Source organism: Janibacter corallicola NBRC 107790 (assembly GCF_001570965.1).
GTDB classification, from domain to species: domain Bacteria; phylum Actinomycetota; class Actinomycetes; order Actinomycetales; family Dermatophilaceae; genus Janibacter; species Janibacter corallicola.
The window spans coordinates 1-19,290 of sequence record NZ_BCSR01000050.1 but is presented as its reverse complement, the minus strand read 5'-3'; the positions used below and the strand labels follow the sequence as shown (position 1 = coordinate 19,290).

General features: G+C 70.4%; 18 protein-coding genes and 1 pseudogene. 8 read left to right on the top strand and 11 right to left on the bottom strand.

Annotated elements, in window-relative coordinates; translation table 11 throughout:
- Nucleotides 1-735 (top strand): glycerate kinase (locus tag JCO01S_RS13540; protein ID WP_068256787.1); only part of this gene is annotated, 735 nt, incomplete at its 5' end.
- 18 nt (nucleotides 736-753) lie between these two features.
- Here the strand turns inward: JCO01S_RS13540 and JCO01S_RS13535 are convergent.
- A complete protein-coding gene (locus JCO01S_RS13535; protein ID WP_157074635.1) occupies nucleotides 754-1,392 on the bottom strand; it encodes a hypothetical protein in 639 nt (212 codons plus the stop codon).
- A 205-nt stretch (nucleotides 1,393-1,597) separates the two neighbouring features.
- Here JCO01S_RS13535 and ggt point away from each other — a divergent pair, with 205 nt between their 5' ends.
- Nucleotides 1,598-3,412 (top strand): gamma-glutamyltransferase, encoded by a 1,815-nt coding sequence (gene ggt, locus JCO01S_RS13530; RefSeq protein ID WP_068256779.1) that lies wholly within the window; start codon nucleotides 1,598-1,600, stop codon nucleotides 3,410-3,412.
- Nucleotides 3,413-3,498: 86 nt separating this feature from the next.
- Here ggt and JCO01S_RS13525 read toward each other — a convergent pair whose 3' ends face one another.
- Genes JCO01S_RS13525 through JCO01S_RS13515 form a run of 3 tightly spaced genes read right to left on the bottom strand, consistent with a single transcriptional unit; the run spans nucleotide 3,499 to nucleotide 6,774 of the window.
- Nucleotides 3,499-5,475 (bottom strand): TRAP transporter permease, encoded by a 1,977-nt coding sequence (locus JCO01S_RS13525; RefSeq protein WP_218002276.1) that lies wholly within the window; start codon nucleotides 5,473-5,475, stop codon nucleotides 3,499-3,501.
- Nucleotide 5,476: 1 nt separating this feature from the next.
- Nucleotides 5,477-6,463, bottom strand: coding sequence for a TAXI family TRAP transporter solute-binding subunit (locus tag JCO01S_RS13520; protein WP_068256776.1), 987 nt, complete (start codon nucleotides 6,461-6,463; stop codon nucleotides 5,477-5,479).
- Nucleotides 6,460-6,774: a hypothetical protein gene (locus JCO01S_RS13515; protein ID WP_068256773.1), complete on the bottom strand. Its 315-nt coding sequence runs from the start codon at nucleotides 6,772-6,774 to the stop codon at nucleotides 6,460-6,462. The genes JCO01S_RS13520 and JCO01S_RS13515 overlap by 4 nt, the downstream gene beginning before the upstream one ends.
- A 176-nt stretch (nucleotides 6,775-6,950) precedes the next feature.
- Between JCO01S_RS13515 and JCO01S_RS13510 the strand changes: the two genes are divergently transcribed.
- Nucleotides 6,951-7,595, top strand: coding sequence for a response regulator (locus JCO01S_RS13510; protein ID WP_169796964.1), 645 nt, complete (start codon nucleotides 6,951-6,953; stop codon nucleotides 7,593-7,595).
- On the opposite strand, the gene JCO01S_RS13505 is transcribed toward JCO01S_RS13510, so the two are convergent.
- Nucleotides 7,561-8,688, bottom strand: coding sequence for an alanine racemase (locus JCO01S_RS13505; protein WP_068256765.1), 1,128 nt, complete (start codon nucleotides 8,686-8,688; stop codon nucleotides 7,561-7,563). The genes JCO01S_RS13510 and JCO01S_RS13505 overlap by 35 nt on opposite strands.
- Before the next feature lie 49 nt (nucleotides 8,689-8,737).
- On the opposite strand from JCO01S_RS13505, the gene JCO01S_RS13500 reads away from it, so the two are divergent.
- Nucleotides 8,738-9,736, top strand: coding sequence for an asparaginase (locus tag JCO01S_RS13500; RefSeq protein WP_068256762.1), 999 nt, complete (start codon nucleotides 8,738-8,740; stop codon nucleotides 9,734-9,736).
- Nucleotides 9,737-9,815: 79 nt separating this feature from the next.
- Complete coding sequence (locus JCO01S_RS13495; RefSeq protein WP_068256758.1) at nucleotides 9,816-10,580, top strand: alpha/beta fold hydrolase; 765 nt, start codon at nucleotides 9,816-9,818, stop codon at nucleotides 10,578-10,580.
- Nucleotides 10,581-10,716: 136 nt separating this feature from the next.
- Here JCO01S_RS13495 and JCO01S_RS15980 read toward each other — a convergent pair whose 3' ends face one another.
- Entirely contained in the window at nucleotides 10,717-12,051 is a 1,335-nt protein-coding gene (locus tag JCO01S_RS15980) for a multidrug effflux MFS transporter (RefSeq protein ID WP_068256755.1), read from the bottom strand.
- A 95-nt stretch (nucleotides 12,052-12,146) separates the two neighbouring features.
- On the bottom strand, nucleotides 12,147-12,542 hold the full coding sequence (locus JCO01S_RS15975; protein ID WP_068256754.1) for a hypothetical protein: 396 nt from the start codon (nucleotides 12,540-12,542) through the stop codon (nucleotides 12,147-12,149).
- A 209-nt stretch (nucleotides 12,543-12,751) separates the two neighbouring features.
- Here JCO01S_RS15975 and JCO01S_RS13480 point away from each other — a divergent pair, with 209 nt between their 5' ends.
- Together JCO01S_RS13480 and JCO01S_RS13475 are read left to right on the top strand one after the other, a co-directional pair.
- Nucleotides 12,752-14,287, top strand: coding sequence for a GntP family permease (locus tag JCO01S_RS13480; protein ID WP_068256753.1), 1,536 nt, complete (start codon nucleotides 12,752-12,754; stop codon nucleotides 14,285-14,287).
- Between the two features lie 106 nt (nucleotides 14,288-14,393).
- The gene (locus JCO01S_RS13475; protein WP_068256751.1) at nucleotides 14,394-15,638 is read left to right on the top strand and encodes an MFS transporter; all 1,245 of its coding nucleotides are present in this window, start codon (nucleotides 14,394-14,396) and stop codon (nucleotides 15,636-15,638) included.
- A 29-nt stretch (nucleotides 15,639-15,667) separates the two neighbouring features.
- Here JCO01S_RS13475 and JCO01S_RS16450 read toward each other — a convergent pair.
- Nucleotides 15,668-15,748: pseudogene (locus tag JCO01S_RS16450) on the bottom strand (type II toxin-antitoxin system VapC family toxin); the annotation flags it as partial.
- A 77-nt stretch (nucleotides 15,749-15,825) separates the two neighbouring features.
- On the opposite strand from JCO01S_RS16450, the gene JCO01S_RS13470 reads away from it, so the two are divergent.
- The gene (locus JCO01S_RS13470) at nucleotides 15,826-17,022 is read left to right on the top strand and encodes a Fic family protein (protein WP_068256748.1); all 1,197 of its coding nucleotides are present in this window, start codon (nucleotides 15,826-15,828) and stop codon (nucleotides 17,020-17,022) included.
- A gap of 58 nt (nucleotides 17,023-17,080) precedes the next feature.
- Here the strand turns inward: JCO01S_RS13470 and JCO01S_RS16115 are convergent, their stop codons facing one another.
- Genes JCO01S_RS16115 through JCO01S_RS13455 form a run of 3 tightly spaced genes read right to left on the bottom strand, consistent with a single transcriptional unit; the run spans nucleotide 17,081 to nucleotide 19,114 of the window.
- The gene (locus JCO01S_RS16115; protein ID WP_068256745.1) at nucleotides 17,081-17,827 is read right to left on the bottom strand and encodes a uracil-DNA glycosylase; all 747 of its coding nucleotides are present in this window, start codon (nucleotides 17,825-17,827) and stop codon (nucleotides 17,081-17,083) included.
- Complete coding sequence (locus JCO01S_RS16290; RefSeq protein ID WP_169796963.1) at nucleotides 17,820-18,215, bottom strand: hypothetical protein; 396 nt, start codon at nucleotides 18,213-18,215, stop codon at nucleotides 17,820-17,822. Before JCO01S_RS16290 ends, JCO01S_RS16115 begins: the two co-directional genes overlap by 8 nt.
- On the bottom strand, nucleotides 18,212-19,114 hold the full coding sequence (locus tag JCO01S_RS13455; RefSeq protein WP_068256738.1) for an endonuclease/exonuclease/phosphatase family protein: 903 nt from the start codon (nucleotides 19,112-19,114) through the stop codon (nucleotides 18,212-18,214). Before JCO01S_RS13455 ends, JCO01S_RS16290 begins: the two co-directional genes overlap by 4 nt.
- Nucleotides 19,115-19,290: the final 176 nt, after the last annotated feature.

Genomic DNA, 19,290 nt, shown 5'->3' with positions numbered 1-19,290 from the left:
ATGGCGGCGACGAGCCGGGGCACCGGCGAGCTCGTCGCCGAGGCGGTCCTGGCCGGGGCCCGTCGCGTGGTCGTCGGCCTCGGCGGGTCGGCGATGACCGACGGTGGGTTGCCCGCGGTGCAGGCGGTGCTCGAGGCGCTCGGTGGTGACCGGCCCGTCGACCGTGGTGTCGAGCTGCTCGTGGCGTGCGACGTGGCGACGGTCCTCACCGACGCGGCCCGCGTCTTCGGACCGCAGAAGGGGGCGGGACCGGACCAGGTGCGGCTGCTCACCGCCCGGCTGCACGAGGTGCGCGAGCACTACCAGCGAGACCACGGCGACTGGCTGGCCGCGGCTGGGGTCACCCTGGCCACGGCAGCGGGCGGCGGCGCGGCCGGCGGTCTCGGTGCCGGGCTGCTCGTCCTCGGTGGCCGTCTCCTGACCGGGTTCGACCTCGTGGCCGAGCAGGCCGGGCTCGAGGACTCGCTCGCCCGCGCGGACGCGGTCGTGACCGGCGAGGGCGCCCTGGACGCGGAGTCCTTCCACGGCAAGGTCGTCGGTGGGGTCACCGACGCGGCACGTCGGCACGACCTGCCGGTCCTCGTCCTCGCCGGGGTGGTCCGCGATGACGTCCCGTCGCTGCCGGAGCGCGTGGTCGCCGTCGACCTCAGCGAGCGCTTCGGCGCCGATGCCTCCTGGAGCGAGACGGCCCGCTGCGTGCAGCGGGCCGTCTCCGAGGAGCTGCCTCGTCTCTGACCTCGGTGGGTCGAGTGCTCAGGACAGCGCGGACTTGGTCCCGAAGATGGCCGTCTCGCCGACCCAGTCCAGCTCGATCTCCATGAGGACGTCCGAGGAGTCCTTCACCCCGAACCCGACCGGGTAGGTGACGCTCTTCCCGGGCAGGACCGTGGTCATCGGGGCACCATCGAGGCCCCCGTCGGTGTCGAAGACTTCCTCCCCCTCGGCGCCGCCCGAGGTCACGGTCGCGTAGAGCAACGAGGGGTCGAAGGCCTCGTCGGTCCCGTTCTTGAGGGTGACCTCGAGGCGCACGTGCTCGGGGCTCCCTTCGCCACCCGCGGAGTACCGTCCCGGCGTGAACGACTCCGGCGGGCTGACGGTCACCTCCAGACCGTCACCGCGCTTCAGCGTCTCCCCGAAGGGCGCGATGTTGTCGTCCGCGTCGGTGTCCTTCGACGGCTCCGCCTCGTCGGCCTCGGACTTCCCCGACCCGTCCGCCGGCTCTGCCTCGACGGGCTCCGCGTCCCCTGCCGCCTCCGAGGCACCGACGGTCTCGGTCACGGTCTGGGTGACCGTCTCGGTCGCCGCCGACGACGAGCCGCCGACCCCACATCCGGTGAGCGCGACCGCGATGGCCGCCGCTCCCGGCACCAGACGCACTGCTGTGCGATTCATGGCCTTCCTCTTTCCCTCCGGCCGCCGGCTTGGACCCGGCGACTCCATGGGGGACATGTTCACACCGACCGGTGACAACGCTCCGGCGATGATCCCCCCGAGGGGATGAGGCGCAGTTCACACGCGCCTCAATAGCCTCACGTGCACCACACCCACACGTCGGCCGAGGCCGGAGGGCCGCCGCCGACTCGAGCAGGGAGTACACATGTCCAGATCCAGACCACGCATCGGTGCACTCGTCGCGTTGGCAGCGAGCGGCGCACTGGGACTGTCGATGGCAGCCGGAACGGCCCAGGCCGACCCACGCCCCGAGGACAAGAACCCCACGGCCACCGGTGTCGGCGGCGCCGTCTCGTCGGTCGACCCGTCCGCGACGGCCGCAGGGATGGAGGTCCTCCGCAAGGGCGGCAACGCCACCGATGCGGCCGTGGCCACGGCCGCCGCGCTCGGTGTCAGCGAGCCCTTCAGCACCGGCATCGGTGGTGGCGGCTTCTTCATGCACTACGACGCCGACACCGGCGAGATCCAGACCATCGACGGCCGCGAGGAGGCACCGAGCGGGATCACGAAGGACGCCTTCGTCGATCCCGAGACCGGGGAGCTCTACCCCTTCTCCCCCGAGCGCGTGACGAGCGGTGTGGCCGTCGGGGTGCCCGGCACCCTGGCCACCTGGGAGACCGCGCTCGACCGGTGGGGCAGCCGCTCGATGGCCAAGGCGCTGAAGCCGGCGACCCAGCTGGCCCGCCGCGGCTTCGTCGTCGACGAGACCTTCCGCGAGCAGATCCTCGACAACGAGGAACGCTTCGCCGCCTTCGGCCCCTCGTCGGAGCTCTACCTCCCGGGCGGCGACGCCCCCGCCGTCGGGTCCATCTTCCGCAACCGGGACCTCGCCCACACCTACAGCCTCATCGCGAGGCAGGGTACGGACGCCTTCTACCACGGACCTCTCGCCGAGGAGATCGCATCGACGGTGCAGGACCCGCCGGTCACCGAGGACACCGACCTTCCGGTACCCCCCGGATCGATGACGGCCTCCGACATCGCGGACTACGAGGTGCGCACCCCGGACCCGACGGTGAGCGACTACCGGGGACACGACGTCTACGGCATGGAGCCCCCGTCGAGCGGCGGCACCACCGTCGGCGAGATCCTCAACATCCTCGAGCAGTACGACCTCGGGTCCATGCCCGAGGACCAGGCCCTGCACCACTACCTCGAGGCCAGCGCCCTGGCCTACGCCGACCGCGAGGCCTACTCCGGTGACTCCGAGTTCGTCGACGTCCCCATCGAGCAGCTGCTCTCGGACGGCTTCGCCAAGGAGCGCTCCTGCCTGCTCGACCCCACCCGTGCGGCTGACAAACCGGTGGCCGCCGGCGAGCCCGACGGCGACTACGTGGAGTCCTGCGACCAGGCACCGGACACGCCGGCCGGCACCTCCGCCCAGGACGACGAGGGCCTCTCGACCACGCACCTCACCGTGAGCGACCGGTGGGGCAACGTCGTCTCCTACACCTCCACGATCGAGCAGACCGGCGGCAGCGGCATGGTGGTGCCGGATCGCGGATTCCTGCTCAACAACGAGCTGACCGACTTCACGGTCGACCCCGAGGACACCGGGCCGAACAGCATCGCGCCCGGCAAGCGCCCCCGGTCCTCGATGGCACCGACCATCGTGCTCAAGGACGGTGAGCCCTTCCTGGCGCTCGGGTCGCCCGGTGGGTCGACCATCATCACGACGGTGACCCAGACCCTGATGAACCGGATCGATCTGGGCATGGACATGGAGTCCGCGGTCGCGGCCTCACGGGCCACCCAGCGCAACCGCTCGACGGTGAGCGCCGAGCCGGAGTTCACGGCTGCGTACGGCGACGCGCTGGCGGGCTACGGTCACGAGTTCTCCGCCTTCCCCGACATCGGTGCGCTCACCGGTATCGAGTTCCTGCCGGACGGCAGCACCAAGGCGGTGGCCGAGCCGGTGCGACGCGGCGGTGGTGATGCCCGCGTGGTCGACCCACGCTGAGCGAGTCCACGTCGACGATCCCGGGTGACGGTTCGGTCCGTCACCCGGGATCGTCCCTGCGGGACCACATCCCGCCACCGAAGCACTCAGGCAGTCACCGGCACCCGGTCCCCGCCCAGCGGCCGCCGCCTTCTCGCGAGCTGCAGTGCCACGGCGGCCGCCACCATGACTGCCCCGATCAGCGACACGACGACCGCCGGGTACACGAGCAGGAACCCTCCCGCCATGAGCAGGCCCCGCTCGAGCGTCACTGCCCGCACGAGCAGGTGCCCCGCGAGTCCCGCGGCGATCGCCACCATGCCCACGATCGCCGTCCCCAGCGGGACCAGGAGATCGCTCGTCGAGCCCTGCAGCAGCAGCGCCGGTTCGAGGACGAAGACATACGGGATGACGAAGCCCGCGATGGCCAGCTTCAGGGCGGTCACGCCCGTCTGCAGCGGGTTCGCCCCCGCGATGCCCGCTCCCGCGTAGGCCGCGAGGCACACCGGCGGCGTGACGTCGGCCAGGATGCCGAAGAAGAAGACGAACATGTGGGCCGAGATCAGCGGCACGTCGAAGTTGTTGAAGAGGATCGGCGCCGCGACGGTCGCGGTGACGACGTAGTTCGCCGTGGTCGGCAGTCCCATCCCCAGGATGAGGCAGGCCACCATGGTGAAGAGCAGCACGAGCAGGAAGCTGCCCTGTGCCAGATCCATGACCATGCCGCCGACCTGACCGCCCAGCCCGGTCCCCGTCACGGTCCCGGCGACGATCCCGGCGGTCGCACAGGCGGCGATGACCGGCAGCGCGGTCCGGGCGGCCTGGTCGAAGGTCTTGACGACGCCCGCGAGCGAGAGGCGGGTCTCCTTGCGCAGGAAGCTCAGCACGAAGGCGACGCCGATCCCCCACAACGCGGCCCGGGCCGGCGAGTACCCCGAGAGCATGATGACGATGATGATGGCGAGGGGCAGCAGCAGGTCGAGCCGTGTGAGCACCGACTTCCACGAAGGGAGGTCCGCGTCGGCCATCCCGTGGATCTCCCGTCGCTTGGCCTCGAAGTGCACCGAGAGGAAGACCCCGAGGAAGTAGAGGAAGGCGGGGATGATCGCGATGATGATGATCTCGCTGTAGGGGATCCCCGTGTACTCCGCCATGATGAAGGCCGCCGCCCCCATGATCGGCGGCATGATCTGGCCCCCGGTGGAGGCCGTCGCCTCGGTCGCGCCCGCGAAGTGCGGGCGGAAACCCGCCTTCTTCGTCATCGGGATGGTGAAGGACCCCGAGGCGACGGTGTTGGCCACCGAGGAGCCCGAGGTCATGCCCGTGAGCCCGCTGGCCACCACGGCGGCCTTCGCCGGCCCGCCGGCGAACCGCCCGGTGGCACGGAAGGCGAGGTCGGTGAAGAGCGTCCCGATGTTCGTACGGATCAGCACCACGGCGAAGAACAGGAACAGGTAGATGAAGGTCGAGGACACCTGGATCGGCGTGCCGAAGATGCCGGCACGCGAGGTGAAGAAGGTGCCGACGACGTAGTTGTCCCAGCTCTGGCCGGCACCGAGGATCGAGTAGGCGATCGCGCCCAGGGCGATCACCACGATCGGCAGGCCGACGCAACGCCGGGTCGCCTCGAGGGTGAGCACGATCCCCACCGCGGCCACTGCGTAGTCGATGTCGCGGAACCCCATGATCTGCACGAGGTTGCTGGACAGGTGGTCGTACATCACCACCGTGTACATGTTCGCGCCCAGCCCGACCATGGCGAGGAGCACGTCGTACCAGGGGACCCCCTTCGTCCTGAGCGCCCGCTTGCTCACCGGGTACAGCAGGAAGATCAGGGACGTCGCGCCCCCGAGGTGGATCGCGCCCTGGATGAGGGAGGGCCGGGAGCCGAACAGTCCGGTGTACAGATGGAACAGGGTGAGCGCGACGGAGAGTCCTCCGACGAGCCACTCCCAGGCACCGATCTCGGTGCGGAACCGGCTGGAGGAGTCCACCTCCCGCAGGTACTCCTCGGCCTTGGCCTCTGCACTCCCGTCGACGTCCGGCTCCGCGGTGCCTTCCCTCATCCCCTCGGGTCCGCTCATCTCAGAGGAGCCCCTGCTCCTCGTAGTACTTCTTCGCGCCCGGGTGCAGCGGGACGTCGTTCCTGCCGGTCAGGGCGTAGTCCTTGCTGATCAGGTCACCCTGCGGCAGAGTGATCTTGCCGCTCTTCTCGAAGGTCGCCTTGGTGATCTCGTAGGCGACGTCCTTGCTCACCTGATCGGTCGAGGCGACCAGGGTCGCCGCGACCGAGAGGGTGGTGACGTCCTCGTCGAGGAACTTGTAGGAGTCGGCCTTGATGTCATAGGCGTCGAAGCGGGTCTCGCCCTCGATCTTCTTGGCCTTCTTCTCGTCCAGCGGGACCAGCTCGACGTCGTGCGTGGCCGCCAGGCTCCCGAGGGAGCCGGTGGGCGTCCCCACCACGAAGATCGAGGCGTCGATGTTGCCGTCCTTGAGCAGGTCCAGCGAGCTCTCGAAGTCCTGCTCGTACGGCTTGTAGTCCCCCTTCTTGATCCCGTAGGCGTCGAGAATCGCATCGGACACCGCACGGGTGCCGGACCCGACGTCGCCGACCGCGATGTTGGCCCCCTTCAGGTCCTCGACCGAGTCGATGTCATTGCCCTTGAGGGTGACGATGTGGGCGGCCTCGGGGTACAGAGCGGCGATCCACCCGACGTTGTCCACCTTCGCGCCCTTGAACTCCCCGTCGCCGGCGATGGCGGAGTTCACCGTGTCGCTCTGGGCGATCCCCAGCTGCCAGTCGCCCTGGTAGATCTTGCCGAGGTTCTCCACCGACGCCCCGCTGTCGGTGTACTTCACCTTCAACCCGTCGACGGCGTCCTCGTAGATCTCCGAGTACTCACCGCCGAGCGGGTAGTAGACACCACCGGTGCCACCGGTCCCGAGCGTCAGGTCCTTGGTGAAGTCACCGTCACCACCGCCGCCCCCGCCGTCTCCCCCACTCCCGCACGCGGCCGCGGTCACCAAGATCGCGGCCGATCCCAGCGCCACCATCATCCGTCTGGTCCTCATTGCACCCTCCTCATCTCGTGCCTGTCGGCATGGTCCAGCTGCTGACTCCCCTCCCGCGGGCGCTGCCGGGAGAAGCGGTCCGGGCCCAGCCACGCCGAGTCCCCGGTCCCACCCTCCGGTTGCGTCCCCAGAAGTCCTTGTGCGATGACGTGGGCCGTGATCGGCGCCAACGTCAGCCCCCACATGCCGTGACCGGCCCGCGCTGCGACGGTACGAAGGGCCTCCGAGCGCCGATGGCTGCGCGGGGCGCCGGTCCCGAACTCGAGCGCCCCGGCGACCCGCACCCGGTCGGCCAGCAGCGTCACCACCACGCGGTTCTCCTTGACCCGGCCGCGCCCACGACCCCGGCCCCGACGACGACGCAGTCGTCGTCCCTCGTCGTCGAGATCCCCCGCCGGTCCATGAACTGACACTAGGGTCGGCCCAGGAAGGAGCGCCTCATCCCCAAGGGTTGATCTCACTCAGAGCGGGGGCCTGAAGCTTCGTGTTGGAACGTGTCCGAGTCATTCCCGTCGACGACCACCCGGTCGTCCTGCACGGCCTGCGCGCCATCCTGACCGCTGACCCGATGATCCAGATCGTCGATGAGGCGACCACGCAGGGCGAGGCCCTGCGCAAGACCGCTCACCTGCAACCGGACATCGTCATGCTGCCGGTCCGTCTCGGCGGCACCCGCAGCGGCATCGAGCTGGGCCGGGCACTCGATGACGTCGCCTCGACGCGCGTCGTCTTCTTCACGTCCTTCGCGCGACCGATCGACATCCAGGTGGCCACGCTGGCCGGTGCCAGTGCCGTGGTCAGCAAGTCCGCCTCCGCGCGAGACATCGTCGAAACGGTCCACCGGGTCGCACGCGGCGAGGCAGGACTCGTGCTCACCGCGGGCAGCCACCGCCCCCGACCGGCGCCCGAGCTCATCGACAGCGAGGGTCTCTCCGAGCGGGAGCAGGAGATCCTCGATCTGGTCCTGGACGGGCTCACCAACGCCGCCATCGCCGAGCGGGTCTGCGTCGAGATGTCGACCATCAAGACGCACATGCGCAACATCCTGCGGAAGCTGGGGGCCGGCAACCGTCGGGACCTGCTTTCCGAGGCCCCGGTCACCACCCGCCCGCGCGCTCCCAGCGTTCGGTGACCGGCTCCCCTTCGCGCGCCATGACCTCGAAGTGGTCGTGCTGCGAGGCGGTGGCGCAGGCATGGATCGGCAGGATCCGCACCCGGGTGCCCACCGGCAGGTCGGGCAGCCTGCGCTTCGCCCCCGGTCGCACCGCCAGCACGCCGTGCTCCTGGCTGGCACCGACCATGACCAGGTCCTCGATGACCTCGCCGGCCTCGGTCGTGACGACCCCGAGGTACTGGTCGACGGCCTGGACCGAGGTGCCACGGTCGTTGGAGGTGGCCGTCCACCCTGCGTCGGTGAGCAGCGAGGCATCGCCCGGGCCACGACCGATGACGGTCGCGACGACCGACAGCGCGATGTCCTCGAGCGTGCACACCCCGACCCCGGCCATGACGAGGTCGAAGAAGACGTAGACCCCGGCCCGCACCTCGGTGACCCCGGTCAGGTCGCTCGCTGCGTGGGCGGTCGGCGTCGAGCCGACGCTGACCACGGGGGCCGGGTGGCCCCCTTCGCGCAGCCGGGTCGCCGCCCGCACGGCGGCCGCCCGCTCCTGCTCCGCGACCGCCCGCAACGCCTCCGGGGTGTATGCGAAGTAGGACCCGCCCGCGTGGGTCATCACCCCGCGCAGCTGCGCGCCACCGTCGGCCAGCACGCGTGCGATCTCCAGCAGCCGGGGGTCCTCGGGCTCGACTCCCGCGCGCCGTCCGTCGCTGTCGATCTCGATGAGCGCGGGCAGGCCTTCCCCGTGCTCGGCGACGAAGGCGATCACCGCCTCGGCCTGGGCCACGGTGTCGAGCAGGATCGTCAGGTCGACACCGCGCGCACGCAGCCGCGCCACCCGGTCCAGCTTCCCCGGGGCAATGCCGACCGCGTAGAGGATGTCGGTGTACCCGGCATCGGCGAAGAACTCCGCCTCCGCCAGCGTGGAGACGGTGATCGGCCCGATGCCACCGTGGACCATCCGCGTCGGCTCGAGCGCCTTGCTGGTCTTCACGTGCGGACGCTGGGCCACCCCCAGGCTCCTCAGGTGCTCACCCAGGCGGGTGACGTTGCGCTCGACCTTGGCGCGGTCGACGAGGGCGAAGGGGGTCTCGGCGGGAGTCGTCATGACGGCATGATGGTCCACGCACCCGGAGAGAGCAGGAGAGGCACGAGGAATGGGCACACCCCGGATCGGCGTGGCAGCACTGGGCGGCACGATCGCGATGACGTCGGAGACCGGGCGCGGGGTCACCCCGACCCTCGACGCGCAGGACCTGGTCGCGGCCGTGCCACGGCTCGAGGAGGTCGCCGAGATCACCGCGACGACGGTGGTGACCAGACCGAGCGCCTCGGTCACCTCCGCGGACCTCGCGGCCGTGGTCGACTGGGCCGGCGAGCGGGTGGACGGGGGCGCCGTCGGTGTCGTCGTCACCCAGGGCACGGATTCCATCGAGGAGACCGCCTACTGGCTCGACCTGCACTGGGACCGCCCGGAGCCGCTCGTCGTCACCGGCGCGATGCGCTCCCCCGCCACCCCGGGGGCCGACGGCCCGGCCAACCTGCTCGCCGCCGCACTCACCGCGACCTCGACAGTGGCCCGCGACCGCGGCGTCCTCGTGGTCATGAACGACGAGGTGCACGCCGCGGCCGAGGTCCTCAAGGGGCGCAGCAGCCACCCGGACGCGTTCGTCTCCCGGCCCTTCGGACCGCTCGGGTTCCTCGAGGAGGAGCGGCTGCACCTGCGCGCTCCCGGCCGGCGCCACCGGAGCCTGCCGACGGCGAAGGGGGCGACGCCCCCTTCGGTCGCCCTCCTACAGACCCACGTCGACGACACCGGCGAGGTGCTCGACATGCTCGTGGGTGCCGGCCACCGAGGTGTCGTGATCGCCGGCTTCGGCGTCGGGCACGTGCCGCAGCGCATGGTCGGGTCGGTGCAGCGGGCCCTCGACGCGGGGATGCTCGTCGTCGTGGCCACCCGCGCCGGCGACGGTCCCACCCACGAGGCGAGCTACGGCTACGCCGGCTCCGAGGTCGACCTGCTCGCGCGGGGCGTCATCCAGGCCGGGTGGCTGCACCCCCGCAAGGCCCGGGTGCTGCTCGCCGAGCTGCTGCGCCAGGACGCGGACGCGGACCTGGTGGCAGAGGAGTTCGCGCGGCGCGGGTCCGCCGGCTGAGTCCCCTTCGCCCCTCTGGAGGTGGTAACCACGCACCCATAGACTCCGGGCAACGTCCGAGGACCGAAGGAGCGGATCAATGACGATCAAGCACACGCTGGTGGGCAACGGCCCCACGAAGGTGATCACCGTCCACGGCTGGTTCGGCGGCGAGGACGGGTGGGGGCTCCTGCCCGACCTGGTCGACGCCGATGCCTACACCTTCGCCTTCTTCGACCTGCGGGGGTACGGCGTACGCGCCGACGTCGAGACCGAGCACTCCCTGGACGAGGTCGCCGAGGACGTCTTCGCCCTCGCGGACCAGCTCGGGTGGGACCGGTTCGCGCTCGTCGGTCACTCGATGGGTGGCGCCATGGTGCTGCGCGCCCTCTGCCGGGACCCGGAGCGGATCACTGCCGTCGTGGGGGTCAGTCCCGTCCCCGCATCCGGCGTCCCGCTGGATGCCGACTCCCAGGCCCTCTTCGACGGCGCAGCGCAGGACCCCGCGAACCGGTACGCGATCATCGACTTCACCACGGGCAACCGACAGCCGAAGAGCTGGATCGAGGACATGGTCGCCTACTCGGAGCAGCACTCCCGTCCGGAGGCCGTCGCCGGCTACCTCACCTCGTGGACCGGGGCCGACTTCGTGAGCGAGCTCCCCACGACCCGGGTGCCGGTGCACGCCGTCGTCGGCGAGCACGACCCGGCCCTCGGTGAGGGGACGATGCGGGCGACCTGGCTGGAGCAGCTGCCCGGCTGCGACCTGACCGTGATCCCGAATGCGGGGCACTACGCGATGTTCGAGGCGCCCGTCTCGCTCATCGGCGCGATCGACGCGACCCTGGCTCGGGCCGGTCGCTGACCCCGGGGGCCGGGCTCTCGGTCCTGTCCTGAGTCGCGTGCTCGTGGACACGGTGGCGCGGCAGAGGCACCCCATACCCACCCTTGGCACCCGGGTCAGGAGCGCTCCGTGGCCAAGGCCCCGGACCTGGACCGGTTCACCCCTGGTGCGGTCCTCCAGCATGGTCGGTGAGCGCAGCACGAGGATCTGCCGCAGCGTGCTCCCGGGGAGGTGAACCGGGACCAGACGACGCATGCGTAGGGCGGCGATGGTGCCGGGGGCCGCCACCGGCCAACGCGCGCCGCATGACCCACAGCCCGGTCGTGGCCACGAGCAGGCAGGTGGTCATGACGACGGCCATCGGCACCGCGGTCGTCTCGCCACCGACACCCACGAGTCCGGCGACGGTGCCCGCGACGGCGAACTGCATCATCCCGAGCACGGCGGAGGCGAGGCCGGTGGCGCGGGGCGAGACGGACGAGAGTGCGAGCGCGGTGATGTTGCCCAGGACCATCCCGAGTGGGGCGATCGAGACGAAGAGCGCGACCATCAGCGGCCACGAGTGGATCCCGAGCAATGCACACGTCAGCACGAGCACGACCCCTGCACCGCTGACGCGCTGCGCCGTGGCCGCCAGGGTCCCGACATCGACGCGTCGGACCAGGCGAGCGGACGACAGCGTCGCAACACTCATGCCGGTCGCGTTGGCCGCGAAGGCGGTCCCGTAGGCCACCTCACTCAGCCCGAGGATCTCCTGGTACACGAAGGGGGAGGCCGAGATGTAGGACATGAGCACGCCCATCGTCGAGGCGAAGGCGATGACACCGCTGATGAAGGCCGGCGTCAGGAGGGAGCGCCACGCCTGTGGCTGGTGGTCCTCCCTCCGCCGTTGGCGCTCGTGGGCGGGCAGGCTCTCGCGGAGCACGAGCAGGGTCGCGAGCAAGGAGAGGCCGGCGATGGCGGCCACCACCCAGAGCAGGCCACGCCACCCCAGGGGCCCGACGAGCAGGCTGCCGATCAGCGGCGCGACGATGGGCGCGATGCCGGTGATGGCCATCATGATGTTGAGCCCTTGGGCGGCGCCGGCACCGGTGGTCCGATCGAGGATCATCGCCCGGGAGATGACCATGCCCGCGGAGCCACCGATCCCCTGGAGCAGGCGGGCGAGGACCAGGACGGTGATCGTGGGCGCGAGAGCTGCGACGACGCCCGCTGCGACGTAGACGGTCAGCCCGACCAGGAGCGGGAGCATGCGGCCGGCACGGTCGGACCACGGGCCGAAGAGCGCCTGACCGACACCGGCACCCACGAGGAAGGTCGTCAGCGACAGCTGCACGCCCACCGCACTCGTCGCGAGGGCCTCGGTCATCTGCGGGAAGGCAGCGAGGTAGAGATCGGTGCCCAGTGGTGCCGCAGCGGCAAGCAGGCCGAGCGTGACGAGCACGAGCGGCCCTGGGGCGGAGGCGTGCCCGGGCCGGGCGGGGTCGGACATGTACCCCCTTCGGGCGACCAGGAGAATCGGAAAGGACCCTACCTGTCCGGGGAGCGTCCCCTCGGGCCCGTCCACGGCCCGACGAAGGGGTCCGATCACCGACCGTCGTCGACGGCGCCCGAGCCGCCGGCCGGAGCCGTGCCGGGCAGTGCGCAGGCCAGGACGTTCCACCGTCCGTTCTCGGCGGACCGCAGCGCCTCGTCGAAGTCGACCATCGTCACGGCCGCGACCGCCGTCGGGTCGTCGGGCACCGTCAGGACGACGTCGTCCAGGCGGGCGTGGGCCGGGGCCACGCAGTCGGTGAGGCCGTTCGTCGCGGCATAGGCCCGCGCCGACTCGAGCGCGCCGGGCGGCCCCGGCGCCCGGGGCGGGGCGGTGCTGAAGTCCACGGTGCGGGTCTCGTCCTGCGCCAGGTGACCCGGCACCAGCACGAGCGTCAGCACGATCACGAAGGACGTCGCGGCTGACGCGATCAGGGTCTTCAGAGGCATGGTGGCCTCCTTCGTACTCGTCGAGGCGAAGGGGGGCGAAGCTCCCCCGGGCTCCCCCTTCGCTGCCCTCCTGCGGGCACCTGCGCAGACTCGCAGCCACCACCGACAACCCACCCGGAGCAGCACCCTTGACCGCCGGTGCGTCGATCGCTAACTTGTGCGCTGACCGAACACTCCGTATCTGAATCCGCACAAGAGCAAGGCAACCAATGACGCTTGCCCTCATCGGCATCATCCTGTCCCTCGCCCTCCTGATCACCCTCGCGTACCGCGGGCACTCGGTGGTCGCCGTGGCCCCCTTCGCCGCCTCGATCGCGGTGGTCTTCTCCGGGGCGCCGCTCCTGGCCAGCTACACCCAGATCTTCATGCCCGCTCTCGGCGGGTTCATGGCCTCCTTCTTCCCGCTCTTCCTCGTCGGCGCGATCTTCGGGCGGTTGATGACCGTCAGCGGCTACGCCCAGGACCTGGCCTCGTGGATCTCCCGGATGCTCGGGCCGAAGTTCGCCATCCTCGTCACCACCCTGGCGACGGCGCTGCTGACCTACGGCGGCGTGAGCGCATGGGTGGTCGTCTTCACGATCTTCCCGATCGCGACCTCCCTCTTCCGCGAGGCCGACATCCCGAAGCGCCTGATGCCTGCGGCCATCGCACTCGGCATCTTCACCTTCGCCACCGCCGCTCTTCCGGGATCACCGCAGATCCACAACACGATCCCGACGAAGTACTTCGGCACCAACACCTTCGCCGCACCCTTCCTCGGCCTGCTCGGCGCGGTGGTCGTCTTCGGCCTCGGGATGTGGTGGCTGACCTACCGCGAGCGCAAGCTCGCCGGCGCCGGAGAGTCCTTCTGGGACCTGACGACCCTGGAGCACCGTGACGCCGAGGAGCGCGGGCTCGCCAGCGACACCTCGCCTTCCGGGCCGTCCGGGTCGACGACGGAGGGCAGCCCTTCCCGGGAGGGAGGACCGCAGGGCGGTGGTGTCGCAGTGGCCACCCGCGCGGACGTGGCCGTGGCCGACGAGGAGCGCCCCGGGGACTCGAGCGCCAGGGCTGGTCTCCTGGGCCTGCTCCCCATCGTCGTGATCGTCGTGGTGAATGCGCTGGCCACCTACCTGGTGCTCCCGGCCATCGACTTCGGCTTCCTCGAGAGCGACAAGTACGGGGGGACGACCCTGGAGGGGGTCATGGGCATCTGGTCGGTCACGGTCGGGATGCTGGCCGGGATCGTCGCGATCTTCCTCATGCGCCCCCGGCTGCACCGCGAGTACGTCTCCAGCCTGAGCGAGGGCGCGAAGAACGCCGTGCTGCCCGTCTTCAACACGGCGAGCGAAGTGGGGTACGGCGCCGTGATCGCCTCGCTCGCGGTCTTCGCCGTGGTCCGGGACGGCATCTTCAACCTCAGCGACAACGCGATCGTCGTCGCCGCCCTGTCCACCTCCGGCATCGCCGGGCTCACCGGGTCCGCCTCGGGTGGGCTGACGATCACCCTGGAGACCTTCGGTCAGGACCTGCAGCAGATGGCGGTGGACCAGGGGACGAGCATGGAGGTCATGCACCGTGTCGTGGCCATGGCCTCGACCGGGTTCGACTCCCTTCCGCACAACGGGGCGATCATCACCCTCCTGCTCGTCTGCGGCCTGACCCACCGGGAGTCCTACAAGGACATCTTCGCGGTGACCGTCGTGGTGCCGCTGATCGGCCTCCTGGTCGTCGCCGGTCTGGGCGCGATGTTCGGCGCGTTCTGAGGACTCTCCCCAGCACTCGGGGCCGCACCGCTGCATTGCACCCCCCGAGACGCGTACCTAGGCTCACCCTCGGGCCACGGACGAGCGCGGCCGTCCGGGAGGGTTGATGAGACAGGGCCGTTCGGCCGAGGCGCGCCCCGTCCCGACCGCTGCACCACCCGGCCACCGCCGCTCGGTCCTGATCACGCTCGCGGCACTGCTGGCCGCGGGGTGGGCCACGAACCACTTCGCCGCGCTCCTGCCGGTCCTCACGGACGTCGCGCACATCTCCAAGCCGGGAGTCGACGCGGCCTTCGGCCTCTACGCGCTCGGCCTACTGCCGGGGCTGCTGCTCGGTGGCGGTATCTCGGACCGCCGGGGGCGACGTCCGGTCGTCCTCACCGGGCTCCTCGCAGCGGGTGCGGGCAACGTGGTGATGCTCTGCTGGCCGACGCTGGTCGGTGTGCTGACCGGTCGACTCGTCGTGGGGGTGGGGGTCGGTCTCGTGGCGAGCGCCGGGACGGCGTGGGCGGCCGACCAGGACGCGGCGAAGGGAGCCAGGCGCGCCGGCGTCGTGCTCACCACCGGGTTCGCGGTGGGGCCGGTGGCCTCGGGCCTGATCGCGCAGCTCACCCCCAGCAGGACCGGGCTGGTCCTCTCCTTCGCCGTCCCCGTGCTCCTCACCGCGCTGTCGGCCCTGCTCTGCCTGTCCGCGGAACGCGTCGGGCCCACGGCCCACCCCGCCTCGTCCCGCCCGGACCTCGATAGCCGCTGCTCCCCCTTCGTCGACGACCGAAGCCTCCGCACGGCGCTGGCTGCCGCCCTCCCGATGGGGCTGTGGGTCTTCTCCTGCGTCGTCGTCGCCATGATCGTGCTGACCGAGCGGATCGGTGGCCGCCTCGAGGGGCCGATGCTGCCGGCGGTCGCCGCCGTCCTGGCCCTGGGCACGGGGATCCTCGCCCAGGTCGGGACGCGCAGGATCGCCGGCTGGCGGCCGCTCGGGGTCATCGGGGCGGCGCTGGCCGCCCTTGCCTTCGTCATCGCCGGGGCGGCCGGGGGGCGGATGTCGCTGACGACCTTCGCCCTGTGCTCGATCATCCTCGGCTGCGCCTACGGGCTGTGTCTCGGCCAGGGCCTCGGAGACGTCGAAAGGCTCGCGCCGCGGTCACACCGGGGCGTCGCCACCGGGATCTTCTACGTCGTGACCTACTCGGGCTTCGCCCTCCCCTTCGTCCTCAACACCTACGTGGACACCCTCGGTGCGAGCGCCCCGCTCTTCGTGCTCGCCGCCCTCGCCGTGGCCAGTGCGCTGGCTCGGCTGGTGCAGCTGCGGCGGTGCGGAGGGCGCTGGACGCATCCGCACTCGACGTAGGTGGGCGCGGACGTCCGTACGGAATCGGCACCGGCGATGGCTTCCAGCAATCGGTCGGCCTCGGGCTCGCCGGCGATGATCGCGACGAGGGCAGAGGTGTCGACGATCATGCGGGCAAGCCGTCCGCACCCGGGTAGCTCGACTGCTAACATAAGTGAACCCTCATTCACCTATGTAAGAGACGATCATGGATGTGTCGACGACCGCGGTGACGTGGGAGTCACTGCCGTGGGAGCGCGATCCGGCGCAGCCGCTCTCGCGCAGCCGACGAGCGCAGATCTCCTCGACCTACGAGGCGGCGGTGCCCGCCACCATCGCCGGGCTCGTCCCTGACGTCGACCCCACGACACTCTCGGCGGCCGACGACGCGCGGGCGGAGATCCCCCGCTTCGACGCCGAGCTCTCGGCGATGCTGCCGGGCACGGAGCTGGCACCCCTGGCAGCCGTGCTGCTGCGCACGGAGTCCGCCTCGTCCTCGCAGATCGAGCACGTGACCGCGGACGCTCGCGCCCTGGCGATGGCCGAGATCGACCTCGCCCGCCCGGGGAGCAACGCCGAGCTCGTGGCAGCCAACGTCGACGCGATGACGCGAGCGATCGACCTCGCCGAGCAGATCTCTCCGGCCACGATCCTCGCGGTGCACGAGGCGCTGATGCGCGACGAGCCGCTCACGTCGCCGGGGCGACTGCGCACCGAGCAGGTCTGGGTCGGCGGCTCCGGTGTCTCGCCGCACGGGGCGAGCTATGTCGCACCACACCACTCACGGGTGGCGGCGGCGATGGACGACCTGTGGGCCTTCGTCGCGCGGACCGACATGCCGCTGCTCGTCCAGTGCGCCGTGGCGCACGCACAGCTCGAGACGATCCACCCCTTCACCGACGGCAACGGCCGCGTCGGGCGTGCGCTCGTGCACGCGATGCTCCAGCACGCTGGCGCGACGACCCGTGCCACGGTCCCGGTCTCGGCGGGGCTGCTCAGAGAGACCGAGCGATACTTCGCTGCGCTCACCGCCTACCGCGGAGGTGACGTCTCCCCCATCGTCTCCCGGTTCGCCGAGGCGACCTTCGCGGCGATCGGGAACGGTCGCACGCTCGCCGCCGACCTCGTCGAGATCCACGCGGGTTGGGTGTCGTCGATCTCGGCGCGACGGACCGCGGCGATCTGGCGAGTGCTGCCCTTGCTCCTGCGGCAGCCGGCGATCACCTCCGCGATCGTCCAGCGCGAGGTGGGGCTCTCGCAGCCGGCTGCCGACGCCGTCATTGCACGACTCCGCGAGGCGGGCGTACTCACCAAGGCATCCGGTCGACGGCGCTACGTCGCCTGGGTCGCACCCCAGGTGACGTCGGCGCTCGACGCCTTCGCCGAGCGAGCCCGGCGCGGGTGACCTCAGGTCGCGGGGACGTCCGGGAGCTGGAGGGACAGGAGCTCCACCGCCTCGGTGGTCAATCGGTCCGTGCCCCGGGCCTGGGCAGGAGCACCTGCGCAGTCAGGCACTCGGTCAGTCGCAGTGCGCACTCCAGCTCCAGCCGCTGCTCGTGCAGCTCGCGCCCGAGGATCCTCTCGGCCTTCTTCACGCGGTACGCGACGGTGTTGCGTGCCACGTGGAGCCGCTCCCCCGCGCGGGCCAGACTGCGACCGCAGTCGAGGTAGGCGGCCACGGTCCTGCGCAGCTCGGCGTGGTCCGGGGTGTCGGTCGCCAGCACCCCGAGGTGGTGCTCGCTCCGCTCCCCCACTGCACGCACCACCTCGTGGGTGAAGCGCCACCATCCAAGCCGCGCGTGCGACTTGATAGCACCGGGACGCACCGTCAGTGTCCTGTTGAGCAGCAGGAAACCTTGCTGTGCCCAATACTCCAGATGGCCGTGATCCGGCGTGGAGATGTTGAGGTCGTCTGCCAGCTCGCCGTAGATGTTCCTGAGGGAGGCGGGGATCTGGACCCCCGGCATGACGGAGAGGGCCAGGCCATGCGCATGGCCGGGTGTTGGGTACGGGTCCTGACCGAGGATGACCACCTTCACACGATCGAAGGGGGTGACCTCCAGCGCGGCGAAAACGGAGGCCTCATCCGAAAGGATCTGGTCACGAGAACGCTCCTCGGCGCCGTGCCGATGCAAGCTCTTCCAGTAGAGCTTGACTTCTTCGCGCCGTCGGAGATCGTTCCACGCCTGGATGGTGGGCTTCTCACTCACAGCCGTACTCCCCGCCGACGGACGGCTCCATCCAGCGCTCCGGGCACGGCGCGCGGAACACCTCGGTGATTGGTGTGGAATCGTCACGCTGTTGGAATGTCGACAGTTGGTACCAGCGACCCGTGTGCTCCTCCCCGCCACCCAAGGCGCCGGGGAACTTCGACAGGTCCAGACGGTCACTGAATCGTGTGGACGTCCAGTACATAACCCCGGGGAGATATTGAGGAGACCCGGCCCCCAACGCGCGCCTCCACGTACTGCCGTAACGGAGCTCGTAGAAGTCGGCCTCGCCCAGCACATCCAGCGCGTTGACGATCTTCTCCTGGCCAGAATGACTCCAGGTCTCCCGCCACGCGAGGACCTGATCCCGCGTCAATGCTCGGCTCATGGCTCAAGTCGCCTCAATCGGTCGTGCGCAGCGGTCGGGTGGATCGTGGCCACGATGAGGGAGTGGTCGCTGACAGCACCGTTCCCCTCCCTGACCGAGTCGATGTACTCGAGAGTCGCGGGCAGGAGCGTCGGATTGGTGAGGATGTGGTCGTAGGACCGGTGTGCGCCATGGCTGACGTGCGTCGTCTGCATGCCTTGCGATGACGGGCCTTGCAGGGCTGCGTGTTTGCCGCGCCATGTCCCGCCGTGAGGTTGGAGGACAGCCGTCACCGCGTCCTGCCACTCTTGGCGCGGCCGCGGGCCACGATCCCCCTTTGGCCGTGCCCTCTGCCCGCTGAAGGAGCCATTGCGACCGACTCCCCATGAGATGAGTTGCGGCGTGTGAAATTTCGGCTCGTTGAAGTCACCGCCGAGAACGGTAGGGAGGTCGCTCGCGCTGAGGGCACGCGCGAGCGAGTGGAAGGTGTCGATCTTCCACCAACCGTGGTTGCTGCCGTTGGGGATGTGCGCGTTGACCACAAGGAACCGAAGCGACGGCGCGCGCACCTGGGTCGCAAGCAGGAGCTCGGGCCACGGCGCGGGGCTCGGATCGCGCCAGGTCCAGGGGTCCAGCGGCCACCTGCTCACGGTGAGGTTGACATAGGCCTTCGGCAGGTGGTCCGAGCGCGCCCTGTCAGGCTCCCCGATGAGGCCGTAACCGAGGCCGAGCTGTGCGAGCTCGCCACGGAGGAGCCCCGGCCCGGCCGACGCCCGCGGTACCTCCTGAAGAAGGAGCACATCGGGGCGCACTCCGTTGTCCGTCAGCGCCGACACCAGCCTCTGGACTCGCGATTCGCTGATGGTGCGGGTCAGAGCGCCCCTGATGTTCCACGATGCGACCGTGATCGTCTGGACCATGTCCTCACCGTGCCAGCAGGAGGCATCCCATGGGTCCTCGCCGTCCGGCAAGCGTGGTCTCCGTGACCGCAGCCCCCTCGTGACGGGGAATGCCGATAACCCTTGGTAGTTCATCACGAATCCCGAAGACCACTAAACCGTGTCGAAGAGCCGATCCTTCGGCCGAGGGCGTCTAA